Source organism: Paenibacillus paeoniae, assembly GCF_003388735.1.
In the GTDB taxonomy this organism is placed as follows: domain Bacteria; phylum Bacillota; class Bacilli; order Paenibacillales; family Paenibacillaceae; genus Pristimantibacillus; species Pristimantibacillus paeoniae.
In genome coordinates this window covers 818,612-834,130 of the sequence record NZ_QUBQ01000002.1, presented here as the reverse complement: position 1 = coordinate 834,130, position 15,519 = coordinate 818,612, and the positions used below count along the sequence as shown (strand labels likewise).

The following is a 15,519-nucleotide window of genomic DNA, read 5'->3' as shown; positions in this document are numbered from 1 at the left end:
CATAACACACCTAAACTTAGTTTGTTTATTAGACAAACTAAGTTTAGGTGTGTTATGCTTGGGGTGAGCGTTTTCATTTGAACTATTTCCCTACTATTAAGGAGGCTATTCAACATGAGTTATTTCGCAAATATCGGTAAGATTCAATTCGAAGGTAAGGGCTCGGACAATCCGCTGGCATTCAAACATTATGATCCAACCCAAGTCATTATGGGCAAAACCATGGAAGAGCATCTTCGCTTCGCGGTTGCTTACTGGCATACCTTTAACGCAAACGGTACAGACCCATTCGGAGCACCTACAATGGTACGGGGATGGGATCAGTATAGTGGACTTGACCGTGCGAAAGCGCGTGTTGAAGCCAACTTTGAATTTTTGGATAAATTGAATGTTCCTTACTTCGCGTTCCACGATGTCGACATCGCTCCAGAAGGAGAAACGCTGCAAGAAACGAATAAAAATCTTGATGTTATCGTTGCTCTTATAAAGGAGAACATGAAATCGTCTGGCAAAAAACTGCTTTGGAATACGGCTAACATGTTCTCGAATCCGCGCTTCGTACATGGTGCAGGAACGGCAGTACATGCTGATGTGTATGCTTATGCAGGCGCACAAGTGAAAAAAGGTCTTGAGGTCGGTAAAGAGCTTGGCGCGGAAAACTATGTGTTCTGGGGAGGCCGCGAAGGATATGAAACCCTTCTGAACACAGACATGGGCTTCGAACTGGACAACCTTGCTCGCCTATACCATATGGCGATTGCTTACGCGAAAGAAATTGGCTTTGATGCACAGTTCCTGATTGAGCCAAAACCGAAAGAGCCAACGAAGCATCAATATGACTTTGATGCGGCCACTACGATCTCTTTCTTGCAAAAATATGACTTGAAAGATTACTTCAAGCTAAACCTTGAAGCCAACCATGCTACGCTTGCAGGCCATACGTTTGAGCACGAAATTCGTACGGCTGCGATTAACGGCATGTTGGGCTCGCTTGATGCGAACCAAGGGGATCTGTTGCTCGGTTGGGATACAGATGAATTCCCGGTTAACCTGTACTCCACTACACTAACGATGTTTGAAGTATTGAAAGCTGGCGGTATCGGCCGCGGTGGTATCAACTTTGATGCGAAATTACGTCGTGGATCCTTCGAATTGGAAGATCTGTTCTTGGGCCACATTGCAGGTATGGACAGCTTCGCATGGGGGTTGAAAGCGGCTGCGAAATTGACGGAAGAGAAAATACTCGACAGCATCGTAGAAAATCGTTACCGCAGCTTCAAAGAAGGCATTGGCGCGGACATTGTTTCGGGCAAGGCTACCCTTGCTTCGCTGGAGCAATACGCACTGCAAAACAATCCGATCAAAAATGAATCGGGTCGCCAAGAGCGAATTAGCCTTATCTTGTCCGAAGTTATATTCAGCGTTTAAGTCCGGGAGGATGGCAGGCAAATGAGCTATGTTATTGGTGTGGATTTAGGAACAAGCGCCGTCAAGGTACTGCTCGTGGATAAGAACGGTACAGTAGCGGCAGAAGCAACGCGCAGCTACCCGATGTTTCATGAACAGACAGGCTGGAGCGAGCAGCGAGCGGATGACTGGGTAGACGGAACAATTGCTGCGCTTCGCGAGCTTACTGAAGCAGAAGGCATGGATGCTGCTGTGATTGAAGGGATCAGCTTCTCTGGACAAATGCATGGACTTGTATTGCTGAATGGCGAAGGCAATCCGATCCGCAATGCCATTCTATGGAATGACACTCGTACAACGGAGCAATGCCGTGAGATTGAGCGGACGCTTGGAGAGAAACTGCTGAGCATTACACGAAACCCGGCGCTTGAGGGCTTTACACTTCCCAAGATTTTGTGGGTTCGTGAGAATGAGCCAGAAGTTTTCGCCCAGGCAGAGCTATTCTTACTGCCGAAGGATTATGTCCGTTACCGCCTCACGGGCGAGCTCCATATGGATTATTCCGATGCAGCCGGCACATTGCTGCTCGATGTGGCAGGCAAAGCGTGGAGCGGAGAAGTGCTGGATGCATTCGAGCTTCAGGCTAGCTTCTGCCCATCGCTCGTAGAATCGCATAGTCTTGTCGGCATGCTGTTGCCGCAATATGCGGAACGCACAGGCTTATCGGCTGCAACAAAAGTATTTGCAGGCGGGGCTGACAATGCTTGCGGAGCAATCGGCTCCGGGATCTTGTCCGAAGGGCTAACGCTATGTAGCATCGGTACTTCGGGAGTCATTCTCGCATATGAGAACGATAAGTCGAAGGACTACGCAGGCAAGGTGCATTTCTTTAACCACGGGCAAGAAAACTCCTTTTATGCGATGGGGGTAACGCTTGCGGCGGGCTACAGTCTGAGCTGGTTCAAAAAAACATTTGCGGCTAATGAGTCGTTTGACGAGCTGCTTGCAGGTGTTGGCGAAGTGAGGCCTGGAGCCGGCGGTCTGCTGTTCACCCCTTATCTGGTTGGCGAACGTACGCCATATGCGGATGCGGCCATTCGCGCGAGCTTTATCGGTGTTGATGGAGCGCATGAGCGTGTTCATTTTGTCCGAGCCATTATGGAAGGAATCACGTTCTCATTGAATGAGTCTGTTGATTTATTAAGAAGCTCCGGAAAGCAGATCCACACGATTGTATCCATAGGCGGAGGTGCGCAAAGTCCGGAATGGCTGCAAATGCAAGCCGATATCTTTAACACAACCGTTGTAGCACTGGAGAATGAGCAAGGTCCGGGCTTAGGCGCAGCTATGCTCGCTGCCTACGGTTGTGGGTGGTTCGATAGCTTGTCAGAGTGTGCGGAGGTATTCGTCAAGCATGCGGAATCATATGCGCCGCAAGCAGATGCGGTTCAGACGTACAAAGGGCTGTTTCGAGTCTATCAACAAGTTTATACTCAAACACGTGAATTAAATCAAGATTTGATGCCTTACCGTCTCTAAGATTGGCGACAACGACATATTTAAAAATGATTAAGCAGTCTTAGCTCGAGCTTCCATCGGGCTAAGGCTGTTTCATTTTTTCTGTAGCCGCACGTTAATCCCCTTTAAGTGAACGAAACTATGTTTTAGAAATGGGACAATTTTGGTTAAACGATACAGACAGAAAAAAAGACTGGACAAGCCTATGCTTGCCCAGTCTTTTTGCAAAAGCTATTGCGAGAAAGAGGCTTCGTTTATAGCACGCCATCCGGTATTTTTTCGTAGGCAATTTTTTTAATGACTTCGTGATGCTCAGGGTATTGAGCCAGCAATTGTTCCTGTGTAAATAGTTCGAAATCCTGAAAATCAAATCCGGGTGCTACCATACATCCGACAAGCGAGAAGGTGTCTGGCTCTAGAACGGAAGAGCCGAAGATGGAGTTTTTCGGAACCAAATATTGAAGGGTTTCGTTGTTTTCTAAATTCGTTCCTAGTTTGACTTCTTCATAGGAGCCGTCTTCGTGAATGACATGGACCGTTAACGGACTTCCTGCGTGATAGTACCATAGTTCATCCGATTTCAAGCGATGGAAATGCGAAATATCCTGTGAGCGCAATAGAAAATAGATGCTGGTGTAGAGCCAACGATGTCCATCGAATTGAACGGATAGTTCCTGGTCCGTAATTTTTTCCTCGCCTTGGTAGGTCCTTTTATAATATCCACCCTCGGGATGAGCGTTTAATTGAAGTTTAGAAATCCAGTATTCAGCACTAGTTGGCAGCATGTGATCATTCCTTTTTCATTATTTTGAATTTATTTATAATACCACTGTTTCGATGGTTTGGCGATATTGGGGGTTGTGATAGGTAGGGACAAAGGTTAGACAATTCCGAACTCCTTAGCGAGCTTTGTGTCCGGTGTTTGTGATCGTAAGTACACAACTATTGCATGCAGAGGATTTTGATCTTGAGGCTTATCTTAAGTTGAAGGAACAGCTGTCTTTATTTGTGGAAGAACTGCCAGGTGGATATAAAAAAAGGGAGCAGATTAGCTCCCTTTTTAGCTCACCGAATTTTCGTGAGTAGCCCAGCCCTCATGAGCGAAGCTTAGTCTTCCTTCACCTTCATGTTTCTCGCCAAGTATAGTACCGGCGTGGCCAGGAAGGAAATGAGCAGCTTGAGCAAATAAGTGGTCAGGAAGATTTGAATCCAGATATCGAATGTATGCACCTTGTAGAAAGCAATCGTGCAAAACACAAGGGAATCGAGAAGCTGGCTGACAAGCGAGCTGCCGTTAATCCGAATCCAGAACTGATTGCGCACTGGGAACTTTTTCTTCAGATAGCTGAATACCCGTACATCCAGGAACTGACTGACAAAATAAGCGCATAAGCTTCCTGCCGCAACCTGCGGTAGAAAACCGAAGATGGCTGTCAGCGGCTCATGGGCAAAGTCCTCTGCTTGCGGAATGAACCCAAGCGTCATCTGCATCAATATATTCGAAGCGATGAGCGTGAAGAAGCCGAACCAGACGGCTTGTTTGGCCGCTTGCTGGCCGTACCTTTCATTCAGCAGGTCCGTCGTCATATAGATGGACGTGTAGATCGTATTGCCCAGCGTCATCACAATAGCAAATGTGCCGATGGACATCTCAATCGTTTTGGTAACCTGGATGTTGGCGATAACCGTCGCAAAGCCGATCCAGGCGTACAGCCCTTTTTTGCCAAACATGCGATAGCACAGCAAAAAGAGGCCGAAGTGGACGAGCATAAATAGCACGCCCCACAGCAAATTAAACATAACAAAAAATCCTCCTTAGTTTTGGTAACGCGGGATGGTTACGAACCGCGGCTGCCGATACAGACAGCCATTATCATAACAGCTTTTCCTTTTGGTGAAAAGTTAAATCTAAGATTAGCGCAAGGAAATATGTCCGAATGATTCAGATAGATGTCCAGATCACGCATGTTCGATCAGTGATCAATCTGCTATACTAGCTTAATTGGGAATGATTATCATTATAAATTAAAGGAGTAAGCACATCATGAGATTTCATTTTTTCCGTATAGCCGTTTTAATTATGTCCGTAACATTGGTGTTAGCCGCTTGCGGAAACACTGGGAATACACAAGGCAATGGAAATCAACCAGGGAATGAAACAAAGCAAAGGGAGGAAGCCGCAACCACACGGAAGTGGACGGATGGCAGTGGCCGTGAAGTGGAAATCCCGGTTAATCCGCAACGTGTTATTACGACACAATATTTGCCGGAGATGCTTGCTCTGGGTGTAAAACCGATTGCTGCCCCTAGACACTTGCTTACCAATTTTGCATCTGTACGTGATAAAATTGATGGTATTGAGGATCTGGGTGCGGTAAACGAACTAAATGTGGAGAAGGCATTGGCACTGAATCCGGACCTAATCTTGACGATGGAAGATGATCAGGAGCTTATTGATAAGCTAAGCAAAATTGCCCCGACCGTTGTCGTTACATGGAATGGCAAGGACGCATTTGATCATCTCAAAGATACTGCCGATGTATTGGGCCTGTCTGATCAGGCAGAGCAGTGGATCGCAGATTACAAGAAGAAAGTGGCAGAAACAAAAGAGAAGCTTGCTCCGTCTGTATCTTCAGATGAAACATTCGGCACGGTTGTGATCGGCGGGTACAAAGAAGCACAGCTTCGGGTTTATGCGGATCAGAACGTAGGTTACACTTTCTTCCATGCACTAGGATTTCCAATGCTTGATTCCGTGAAATCCGAGTGGGAGAAGGAGAAGCGTCCATTAGGCATGGATATTTCCATGGAATTGCTTCCGGAATACGCATCCGCAGATCGACTATTCGTCGTGAAATTTGATAATGACCCTGGCTTCTTGGATCAGGTATTGGAAAGCAGCTTGTGGAAGAACCTTCCCGCTGTCAAAAACAACAGGGTGTACGTATTGGAAAGTGCACTGTGGTTCCCGCTTGATGCATTGTCGCTTGATCAACAGTTGGATGATGTAGTTAAATTGTTGACACAAGAGTAAGGGTTCGGGTTAAAGGAGTTTCAGGTATGATGGTGCACCGTATATATGTATGGACGGATATTGCTCTTGTTAAGGAAGGGGAATATCGCTGCCCTGACTCTCCAGCGCTGCTCTTGCCTCTATCAGGAAAAGCTTGCTGGCAGTTGAACGGGCAGGATTCAGAAAAGATGTTGGCAGATGCATATGTACTGCCTTCTCATACCACAATGAGCTTCGAGAACGCTTCAGGACATTCCTGGAGCGCTTTTCTCATTTCTTTTAGAAGTGTGGCTATAGTCGATCATGAGGGTCAACATTTGGACGATTGTTTAACGGCAGATGGGGTGCATGAGCTCTATACGTCATCCGGCAGCAGAATGATTCGTCTGGCAGAGCAATTATATGAGCGACGTCATGAGACGAATGAGCCTGAGGCTTATAGACTGCATACCCTTTTTCAGAAAATGATGCATTTGGTGCTCTTAGCGGTAAGTACGAGCGATGAGAGTCACGATGATGGGGCGATGTCGGGTGTGAGAAGAAGCATTGCCTATATCAATCATGCGTATGCTGAGCCGATCGATTATGTTGATTTGGCGAATAATTGCCGACTTTCTCCGAGACATTACTCACGACTATTCAGGAAGCTGACAGGTTTAAGTCCAATGAATTATATTATTCGCAGTCGGATTACGGCGGCCAAGAAGCTGCTAACCTCTACTTCGGAATCTGTTCAGCAGGTTGCGGTAAAAAGCGGCTTTACCGATCCGTTTCATTTTAGTCGTACCTTTAAGCGGCATGTAGGCATGTCCCCTCGTCTGTATGTGAACCTTCACAGAGAGCAGAGTCGTGTGGCGGTCTATCAGTATCTGGGCGAGCTGCTGGCATTGGGCGTGAAACCGGTCGGCGCTCCTAAGCTGTTATTGTCCGGCAAATATGTGCGTCACTTGGTGGATGGTATCGTCGAGACAGGAAGTACGGTCGTTATGCCGGATATGGAGCGGCTCAGGGGAGTAACGCCTGATGCCATCTTTACATTTGACGGTTATCACTTTGATCAATATAGCCAAATTGCGCCAACCTTGAATATTGAGTGGTCGCAGCCGGCTTTTAGCCGCTTCAAGCAAGTTGCATCTCTAATGGGAAGGGAGCGGCAGGCTGATGAATGGATTCAGCTCTACGCGGATCACGTTCAGGATGTGCGCCGTCAGTTGAAGAAGTCGTTAGGTGCGGAGAAGACCGTGTCCTTCTGGTACATTCGAGAGTTTCCGAATCAATTTGATGTGTATTATGATCGGGAAATGATGTATGACGATCTGGGACTAAATCCCCCTCCTGCTATTGAGCGAGCGAGGAAGGAGCAGCCGAAGCTTCCTTTTAAGCAGAGCAAGGATGTCTCGGAAATGCCTTTATATGCAGGTGATCATATGTTTGTCGTGGTTGATAGCAAGGCTAGGCGGCTGTTCGAACAGTTGCGTCAAAGCTTCATTTGGCGAAATTTGCAAGCGGTACAGGCAGGGCGCGTCTATCTGCTGACAACAGACTGGCTGTACGTAGACCCGATCTCAAGATTAGGACAGCTTAAGGAGCTGCCGCAAATGATAAAGGCATGAGCAAAGCCTATTAGCTAGATGTGATAGTTGGAGCGATTGGAGTAGCAGTGAGGAGAACCGGGTGGCAGTGGGGGACGAGGAGAAGGCGTAAACGGGGAAATAGTCTGTGACTTGAAGTACATCGGAAGTGTGGCGATGTACTTCTTTGCGTTGTGCTTAAGGACGACGAAGTCAACAGGGAGTCCATGCTCGACTTTTGAAAACATGTTTATGCGGCCCCGAACCGAGTCCGGGCCGAGCTTTAGCTCGACCTTGCTCGATACATTGCGCAGACCACCAGGACATGAGCTTCCTTGACGCTGTATGCACACAGAGAAGGCCGGCAGTTTTCGCTTTGAAGCGACTGTCGGCCTTTGTGTATCTGGTGAGAAAATATATGTCGAATGCAATGATGTACTAGACTCAAATCCCATTAAGGGCTTAATAGATAGGAGCCATACAGCTATCACGGAACGGCTCCTATAATTCCATACGAAATTCATTCATTTAACCTATCAATCTTAGCGGCAATTTCATTGACTTTCTTCTCAATGCGTTACTTTTTGGAAATATAATTGTATCAAAGAAAATCTGTCAATGACACTTGCATACCAGAGAAATTAAAATAAAGAAAGAAGTGAGTAAGCTATCAAAAATGATCGCCTACTCACTTCATCCTATATTTATTTGTATACGATCGAACGCACTGTAAACGTGATAGTTCCGCCACAGCATACTATGTGCTTGTATTGCGAGAAGCGTGGAGCCACTTTGAATGAAGCCAGAACCTGGATTTCCGCCTCGCATTGCCCCCTGAAATCGGCAAAATTTGACGAATCTATATAAAAGTTATATAGAAGGAGTGAATCACGATAGTGAATAAATATAAACGCTTCATTCAGAGTCAATACGAAAAAGCGAAGTCTACCGCTTCCGGATTCATAGCTTCAAGAAATGAAGAAGAAGAGGGTACTATAGAGCTCAATTCGCAATATTATGTTGAGTTGAAAGCAATCGCCGATAAGCAAGGTACGAACGTGCAAGCTATCGTAAATGAAATCATTGTCCAGTACCTGGTAAGCGTAAACACCCAGAATAAATCAACCCCCATCACACTGGAGCAAAAGGAAGATAATCCGCTTCTGTATTTGGATGGTATTTGCAAACTAGAGGATTAAGGAGTACTGACATATGAATAACCATTTGAACGTTCAGAATATCATTTTTCTGGATGAATCAGCTTTAGCGGCTTTTATGAACCCTGAAGACCCCCGCTATATGAAAGCTCGTTCCCTGTTTCTGGATTTGCATGATCTTGAACGTAATTTTGTGACGACCAACGCCATTATATTCGATCTTCACGAATGGCTCTGCAATGAATACAGCTATCAGCAGGCGGAATTTTTTCTGAATGCAATTGATAAAGCAGTGAGTAATGGCAAGCTTGAAGTCATCTCCAGCGGTCCCGAATTTGTGAGGGAATCACGCAGACTGCTTATAGACAGACCTGAGCTTCGTTTCTCTCTCGGTGAGGCATTAACAGCTGTCACTATGTCCTATTATCAGGTAAAACGCATCTTTACGTTCAATCGCAATTACATGATGCTTGTTAATTTGGATAAGGATATTCGAATTATTCCATCCAATTAAAAGTTTGTTAAAATGAAACTATTCCCAAAATCGTGAAAGGCGACCCCGATAGGGTCGCCTTCTTGTGTATTTCGGATTTGCAGGATTATGAATGTGGAGCTAGGAACCGTACCGGCGTCCATTCATGTAGAAGTTGTCCTCGCGGCCAACCCGGAAGGAGAGCTCCAGATCGGGTATGCCGAGTGACCGGACATGCCTATCGATGGCCTCGGCCATCTTATCGCGCACTTCGTCCCCGCGTTCAAACCACCATACGTCGATGAAAGGGTACGAATCGGTATATTTTCCGTCAAATATAGCGGTGACATGCAAGCACTCTAAGGTGAAATTATCCGTTCCGCATTGACAGATTGCGGCCATCTCCTCTACGAGAGGTATGCTGATTGCACGTATGCCTTCGGCTGGAATTCCTCTAAAAATTAATTGCGGCATCTAATATCCTCCTGTCGATATGACTTTAGCCTTTGATATTTTCTTATTGTATATGTACAAGTCTATCTATGGCAAACGGAGAGTAAGTTTCTCGGGATAAGATTACTTGATTCTGAGGAAGGTTGGATACCAAAAGAAAACTTAAAACCGATAGACGAGTAAGACTTTCCAGATAGCGACTCATATCGGGTTGAGAGAAATATTTGAAAACAGGGAATAGGGAGCCCACCGAGGTCGAATACTTGCTTATAGCCAAACCAACGAGAACGAGGCCATCCTTTCCTTGATGGCCTTTTCGCATGGATAAGAAGGCGAAACCGATCAAATCTTCCTGGCTACAATGTAATACTCCTGTGAGCTTTTCCGCAAGCCATTTGTTTCGATAATGGAGAAATGGCCTCCCTCAATGGTATCGATCAAATGGGGGAGTTTAAATGATTGTATTTTCGGCGCAAAGCCAACTCTGCCTGCAAAGGACAATAAGCTTTTTAGAAATATCTTTTCTCCGACGCAAGGAGTTGCCGTAATCAGTAATCCGCCCGGTTTCAACAGTTCATTCATTCTTTGTAGAGCGATAGGTGCATCGTCCAGCAAATGCAGAACATGAAAGACTAGGATCACATCAAATGTGCCTTCCTTATACCGTTCATCGAAAATAGTTGTATGAGCATAGTTAATATTCGTAATGTTGCTTTCTTTTGCTTTATTTTCCGCAATTCCGATCATATTAGCTGAGGTATCAATCCCGTGAATCTCGGTCACATACTTCGCCATTTCGTTGGATATCCGTCCAGTTGCACAGCCGAAATCCAAGACTACATCGCTTGTTTTGAGATGGGTTTTCGTACTTTCAATAATATGGATGTAAGTCTGTTCATCCTTCTTCTCTAATTGATCATAGTTACTCGCTGTTTTGTCCCAAAACTTTTCAGATGTACTCATTTCTGTTGCACCTCTTTTCTTGAGCATTCATCTTAAGTTAGATGAGGAATTCTTTGTCGTAGAATTGAATCCTTTCCAGATTAGCCATATGGCCAATACCAATTGGTGGAGGGCTATCAGAAGGTTCAACATCATATAGGTCGCATTCAGATCAATGAAGCGAATCATAAATAGAAGGCTAGCCAAAATGGACAATGCAGATCCAATAAGACCCCAAAGCGACAACCAACGTGGAACTAATTTAGCTTGATAAAATTGGAAGTTGAATAAGAACATAGCTACAGCAAAGGCCAGTGTCGTTGCCACATGGTTCACCAGATCGCGTCCTTCTCGTAACAATCCACCCAGTGTCTGAAAATACGATGCATCGAGAACACCAAACTTCGCAAATTCATGAGTTAATGTCAGTAACAGAAGAAGAAGGATTACGCCGATTATAATGAACACACCCGCTATGATGCCGAAAGCAACAGATCCAAGAGCGAAACCTTTATTATGCCTGCTTAATATCGGATACATCAAAACGGGAATGCCAACATACGAAACCACCATCAATAACTGGAACAACGCTCCTAGCAGCACCTGATATTCATTTGTAGAAGCCTGCATAAGGTAATCTGCTCCATCGATGACAGGCACGACACTAAAGATACCTGTAACTAATCCGGCTATTAATAATAAGCCAGTGGCTGTTGCAGACATTCTATCTACGTTGACACTCTTCCTCATCCTGACCCACCTCATTGCTTATCATCGTATTGAAAGACTTCTTCAAGAGGCTTTCCGAAAACACGTGCGATGCGAAAAGCGAGCTCCAATGAAGGTGAATAATTGCCTTTTTCGATAGCAACAATCGTTTGTCTGGTTACTCCAGCCTTATCCGCTAATTGCTGCTGGGTCATCTCATTATGATGAAAGCGAAGATTTCGTATTTGATTGCTGATCGCATCTTTTCCCATGTCAAACTCCTTTTCTGTAAAAGTATAATTGAGCGATTCGTCCCATGAGATCGGATAAAAAACCGAAGCAGATTAACAACAGAAACGTGAAGTACGTTGGGAAATCGGTCACGAGAGGGATCATGGCAAGGATAAACCCGATAGAAAATACATAAAGCGAAATGCGGTCTGCCTTCAACTCGACCATTTTATCAAACTCATCTTCAATAGAGGGCTCATCTTCATTGGTGGCTATTTTATTGGAAATGACAAAGACGATATGAATGATAATCTTAGCTACAATGGACACCGGGAGCAACACTAGAATAAAGGAACCCCAAAAACTAAAGTCGTTAGCCGAAGTGATACTGCCTTCCTCGGCATTATTAATTGCATATAACGTGTAGAGGGTAAAGATGAGTATACCGCTGATAATGGACACGATCACTTTTTTCTCTTGATAAGACATACGGACCTCCTAATGAATATGTGATTCACAACATGTAAAATAAACTATACATAATGTAATGAAAAATAGATCCATTGTCAAGTTTATTTTACATAGAGGCTGTCCATATCTAAATATAGAAAAAGGGAGCCGTTTGGCTCCCCTAGTCTAGCTTAGCGGCCGGCTAAAATCGCCTCGGCCAGAATTTCCACCTGATTTTCAATTGCGATAGGGTCATCATTATACAAATAATTATAGTCAATGACATGGACATTTCCTTTTTTGACCGCATCAAGATTGTTCCAGATCGCACTATTTTCAAGATCTTGCAACACGGTCGAGGTGCCCTCTGGATCGTAGGTAGTCAAGATGATATGATCACCAGCGTATTCGGACAGAACCTCGAATGAAACTTCGCGATACCACTCCTCCGAATTGCGGAACTCCTTGTCTACCTTCGGAGCGGGCGTTACTTGCAGCGCTTCATATAGAGCATAGCCGCCCATATTAACGAATCCGTATACGCGCAATTTATCTTTCCAGATGTTAAAGATGGTGAAGGTTTCTTCTTTACTGATTTTGCTGGCCACCTTTTCCCGAGCAGCTTCTACTTTTTGATCAAATTGCGTAATCCATTGCTCGGCTTCAGTCTCCCGGCCAAGAATATCGCCAAAGATGCGGACGGAATCTTTTGGCCCTCCGCTTAGCTCAAGTGGAATCGTGGGTGCGATTTGGGAGAAGCTATCATATTTTGAGGCCCCCCACGAAATGATCAGATCGGGCTGAAGATCAATGACCTTCTCCAACGATTGCCCAATGCTCTCCGTTCCGGCTTTTTCGATGAAAGGATGGTTGTTCAGTACATAATCGTCAGTCCCTATCGGCTTAAGTCCAAGGGCGACAAGCTGGCCATAATACCAATCCGTTACGACACGCTCTGCCTTGACGGGAATCTCTGAACTGCCTGTCATATGTTCATATAAGCGAGTAGCTGCTTCCTTACTCGGTTTATCCGTTTCTGTGCTTACGGGTGTGTTGCTGGCTGCCGATGTTTCTTCTTTCTTGTCTGTTTCCTCAGTATTGCTGCAAGCAACCATTCCTACAAGCATTATGATTGCCATGAAGCATACCAGTATCCTTCTCTTTCTATCCATTCTTAATTGCCCTCCCGAATATAATGATTCTCATTATCAGTAACAATGATAACAAGTTCATTTATCCATGTACATGTCAGATTGAACGATGTTTCTTTGGATATTTGGGCAGAAGGCAATTCATCACATCATCCAACTGCGCATCTAATGCAGCGGGACCGTAGCCATACCATTTAGTCATATCAACCTGATACACACATTGCTGCTTTACGGCAGTTCGGGCAAGCCATTCTGGACTGTTCATCATCGTCATGGCACGTAGTCTGGCTGCTTGATTATTTTCAATGGATACAAAATAATGATCCGCATCATAATGGACCAACTCGGGAATAGAAAATTCCGGGTGCTCTAACCCTTGAATGCGCATGGATGTAACGGCCTGAGGGGGTGTGAGCTGCAAAGTATCGTAGAGCAAATCAGCTCCCATGTAGCCATAAGCATAGATAAGCGTGCGGTCACTGCGGACATTAATAATGGCAACTGTAGCGCGCGGGTGCAGCGTTCGACGGAGTGCTTCCCGTACCTGTCCGGATCTATGATCGAAATAGTCCAGCCAATTGCGGGCTTGCTGTTCCATGCCCGTTATGTCAGCTATACTCATAAAATGCTGCTTCCAATGAATGCCGCGCCACGGAATTTGGATAACCAAGCCCACATGGCGATATGGCTCAATTTGTTGGTACTCATCATCCTCTACCATAGGATGAAGAATAATATCAGGTTTGATATGCTGAAGTATTTGCAGTCTTCTGGAAGGCTCTGTCTGCCAATAGAGGGGTTGGAACGAACTTGCCGATTGTGGCAATCGAAACCGATTATTCACCCAAGTATCTGTAATAGCCGCACATGGTGTAACACCCAGCGAGAGTAAATCCAGAGTATACGCATGATCCATGGAGGCAATTTTATGGGGCTTTCGCAAATAAATAGTAGGGGACATGCCCGTGACTTGCTTGAACTTGCGGCTTAAATAAAACTCATCGGAATATCCTACCTGGCGCGCAACCTCGTTTAGCGAACTTCGGGATTGCAGCATAATAGCCTTCACCTTATCGATCCGTATGCGATTGAGATATTCGTTAAATGTAAAGCCGGTGCGCTGCTTGAAGCTTGCTGTGAATTGTCGAAGGCTTAATCCAGATATGTCTACTGCATCATCTCTCCCAATTTTACGATCATAATGATTATGCAAATAAGTAATGACCTGCTCCATGCCGTCTAGCTGCGGGACAAAAGAAACAGACTGGGGTTGTTCCAGTTCCCAGCTTGCATCCGCAAACAGGGTCAAGAATTGTGCTTGGATAGGGAGACGCTGAGAGAGGCTGTTATATAACTTATTGTCGTATGCATCAAATAGGGCTGATGCCCGGTCAAACAGATTGGAATGGCTAAGTTCAGCTAGCACTGGCCCGGGAGGAGTATCCGTAGACGCTTCCTCGCAGATCCATTCGTAGCTGCAGGCATATAGACAAAGCGGTTCCAGAGTTACTGGCTGATTGTTGGTTATATCCCATTGAATCGTTACGGTTGTACTTTGCGGCAGAAACAAACAACCGAAATTCTTTAGTGCGTGGGTCTGGTCGTTTATCGTGAGAGTCACCGCATGTGCATGTATGAATACTAAACTAGGTGTAGCTTGGTGATAGCTATAGTGCCCGGTTTCCATTGAGTCCGCATATATAGACATGTTTTTGAGAACAGGATAGCCGGAATGGTTCATGTGAGTGTCAGCTCCTTCTACGATGCCTTTCTACATTAAAGTATAAAGGAGAGGCGTTTGTTCAGGCAAAGGGATTTGTTTTTAGAATGCTGTATAGTTTCCATCTAACTGAACAGCCTTGGAGCATATATCTGCATGCAAAAAGGAGCCATTTGGCTCCTCTGTCAGGCCTATCATTCTATTGGCCTTCTCTCTTCTCACACCACATCTCATACACGATATCCAACTCATCGCATATTAGCTCATAATTGTCCCAAGTATCCGGAACATGATAAACGGATTCGACTTCTTCTAGATTCAGAACGTAGAGATAGTCGCTCATATAGCTGTCGTATTTGCTTTCGGCAAATGCATTTCCTACCTCATTCAGCATATCGGAGGCTAGTACGCCAGCCGCTTTTTTAAAGAGCTGTGAGCTTAGTAACTTCCTTGCTTTGAAGTCTTTGATCTCTTCTTCATAATCCTCCAGAAATTCTTCGCTGCAAAGATTTCTATCAATTAACCACCCTAAGAAAAAACCGCTATGCACATAAGCTTGATCTCGAGATAATTCTTTAGGGAAGTCGTTATCATAGTGATATTTTGCTTTATCATAGACTGCCATCGTATATCTCCTTTGTCTTTGATCACACCTATCATTTTACTGACCACCAGTTTTTCTGTCCAATCAAATGGGGGTCAAGCTTCCTCTAGTCACTAAATGAT

Annotated in this window: 16 protein-coding genes; 6 read left to right on the top strand and 10 right to left on the bottom strand. The window is 45.1% G+C overall.

Translation table 11 applies throughout. From position 1 onward, the window contains the following. Positions 1 to 114: 114 nt before the first annotated feature. A complete protein-coding gene (xylA, locus tag DX130_RS15955) occupies positions 115 to 1,428 on the top strand; it encodes a xylose isomerase (protein ID WP_116047012.1) in 1,314 nt (437 codons plus the stop codon). Between the two features lie 21 nt (positions 1,429 to 1,449). Continuing rightward, a complete protein-coding gene (xylB, locus tag DX130_RS15950; RefSeq protein WP_116047010.1) occupies positions 1,450 to 2,946 on the top strand; it encodes a xylulokinase in 1,497 nt (498 codons plus the stop codon). Between the two features lie 233 nt (positions 2,947 to 3,179). On the opposite strand, the gene DX130_RS15945 is transcribed toward xylB, so the two are convergent. Together DX130_RS15945 and DX130_RS15940 are read right to left on the bottom strand one after the other, a co-directional pair. After that, positions 3,180 to 3,710, bottom strand: a complete 531-nt coding sequence (locus DX130_RS15945) for a cupin domain-containing protein (RefSeq protein ID WP_116047008.1) — start codon at positions 3,708 to 3,710, stop codon at positions 3,180 to 3,182. A gap of 322 nt (positions 3,711 to 4,032) precedes the next feature. Next, positions 4,033 to 4,725 (bottom strand): queuosine precursor transporter, encoded by a 693-nt coding sequence (locus DX130_RS15940; RefSeq protein WP_116047006.1) that lies wholly within the window; start codon positions 4,723 to 4,725, stop codon positions 4,033 to 4,035. 244 nt (positions 4,726 to 4,969) lie between these two features. Here DX130_RS15940 and DX130_RS15935 point away from each other — a divergent pair, with 244 nt between their 5' ends. The 4 genes from DX130_RS15935 to DX130_RS15920 all read left to right on the top strand — a co-directional run bounded on the left by DX130_RS15935 (position 4,970) and on the right by DX130_RS15920 (position 9,180). Next, complete coding sequence (locus DX130_RS15935) at positions 4,970 to 5,959, top strand: ABC transporter substrate-binding protein (RefSeq protein WP_116047005.1); 990 nt, start codon at positions 4,970 to 4,972, stop codon at positions 5,957 to 5,959. A gap of 26 nt (positions 5,960 to 5,985) precedes the next feature. Then, complete coding sequence (locus tag DX130_RS15930) at positions 5,986 to 7,551, top strand: AraC family transcriptional regulator (protein WP_116047003.1); 1,566 nt, start codon at positions 5,986 to 5,988, stop codon at positions 7,549 to 7,551. 854 nt (positions 7,552 to 8,405) lie between these two features. Next, on the top strand, positions 8,406 to 8,708 hold the full coding sequence (locus tag DX130_RS15925) for a hypothetical protein (protein ID WP_116047001.1): 303 nt from the start codon (positions 8,406 to 8,408) through the stop codon (positions 8,706 to 8,708). A 13-nt stretch (positions 8,709 to 8,721) separates the two neighbouring features. Next, positions 8,722 to 9,180: a type II toxin-antitoxin system VapC family toxin gene (locus DX130_RS15920; protein WP_116046999.1), complete on the top strand. Its 459-nt coding sequence runs from the start codon at positions 8,722 to 8,724 to the stop codon at positions 9,178 to 9,180. A gap of 99 nt (positions 9,181 to 9,279) precedes the next feature. On the opposite strand, the gene DX130_RS15915 is transcribed toward DX130_RS15920, so the two are convergent. The 8 genes from DX130_RS15915 to DX130_RS15880 all read right to left on the bottom strand — a co-directional run bounded on the left by DX130_RS15915 (position 9,280) and on the right by DX130_RS15880 (position 15,418). Then, complete coding sequence (locus DX130_RS15915; RefSeq protein WP_116046997.1) at positions 9,280 to 9,612, bottom strand: DUF1904 family protein; 333 nt, start codon at positions 9,610 to 9,612, stop codon at positions 9,280 to 9,282. A gap of 321 nt (positions 9,613 to 9,933) precedes the next feature. Continuing rightward, positions 9,934 to 10,554: a class I SAM-dependent methyltransferase gene (locus tag DX130_RS15910; RefSeq protein ID WP_165861315.1), complete on the bottom strand. Its 621-nt coding sequence runs from the start codon at positions 10,552 to 10,554 to the stop codon at positions 9,934 to 9,936. A 27-nt stretch (positions 10,555 to 10,581) separates the two neighbouring features. Further along, positions 10,582 to 11,283, bottom strand: a complete 702-nt coding sequence (locus tag DX130_RS15905) for a DUF4386 domain-containing protein (protein ID WP_116046993.1) — start codon at positions 11,281 to 11,283, stop codon at positions 10,582 to 10,584. Between the two features lie 11 nt (positions 11,284 to 11,294). Further along, on the bottom strand, positions 11,295 to 11,513 hold the full coding sequence (locus DX130_RS15900) for a helix-turn-helix transcriptional regulator (protein WP_116046991.1): 219 nt from the start codon (positions 11,511 to 11,513) through the stop codon (positions 11,295 to 11,297). Position 11,514: 1 nt separating this feature from the next. Next, entirely contained in the window at positions 11,515 to 11,961 is a 447-nt protein-coding gene (locus DX130_RS15895; protein WP_116046989.1) for a DUF2178 domain-containing protein, read from the bottom strand. A gap of 152 nt (positions 11,962 to 12,113) precedes the next feature. Beyond that, on the bottom strand, positions 12,114 to 13,094 hold the full coding sequence (locus tag DX130_RS15890) for an ABC transporter substrate-binding protein (RefSeq protein WP_116046988.1): 981 nt from the start codon (positions 13,092 to 13,094) through the stop codon (positions 12,114 to 12,116). Positions 13,095 to 13,170: 76 nt separating this feature from the next. Next, the gene (locus DX130_RS15885; protein WP_116046986.1) at positions 13,171 to 14,814 is read right to left on the bottom strand and encodes a helix-turn-helix domain-containing protein; all 1,644 of its coding nucleotides are present in this window, start codon (positions 14,812 to 14,814) and stop codon (positions 13,171 to 13,173) included. Positions 14,815 to 14,992: 178 nt separating this feature from the next. Then, complete coding sequence (locus tag DX130_RS15880) at positions 14,993 to 15,418, bottom strand: DUF7832 domain-containing protein (RefSeq protein WP_116046984.1); 426 nt, start codon at positions 15,416 to 15,418, stop codon at positions 14,993 to 14,995. Positions 15,419 to 15,519 lie beyond the last annotated feature (101 nt).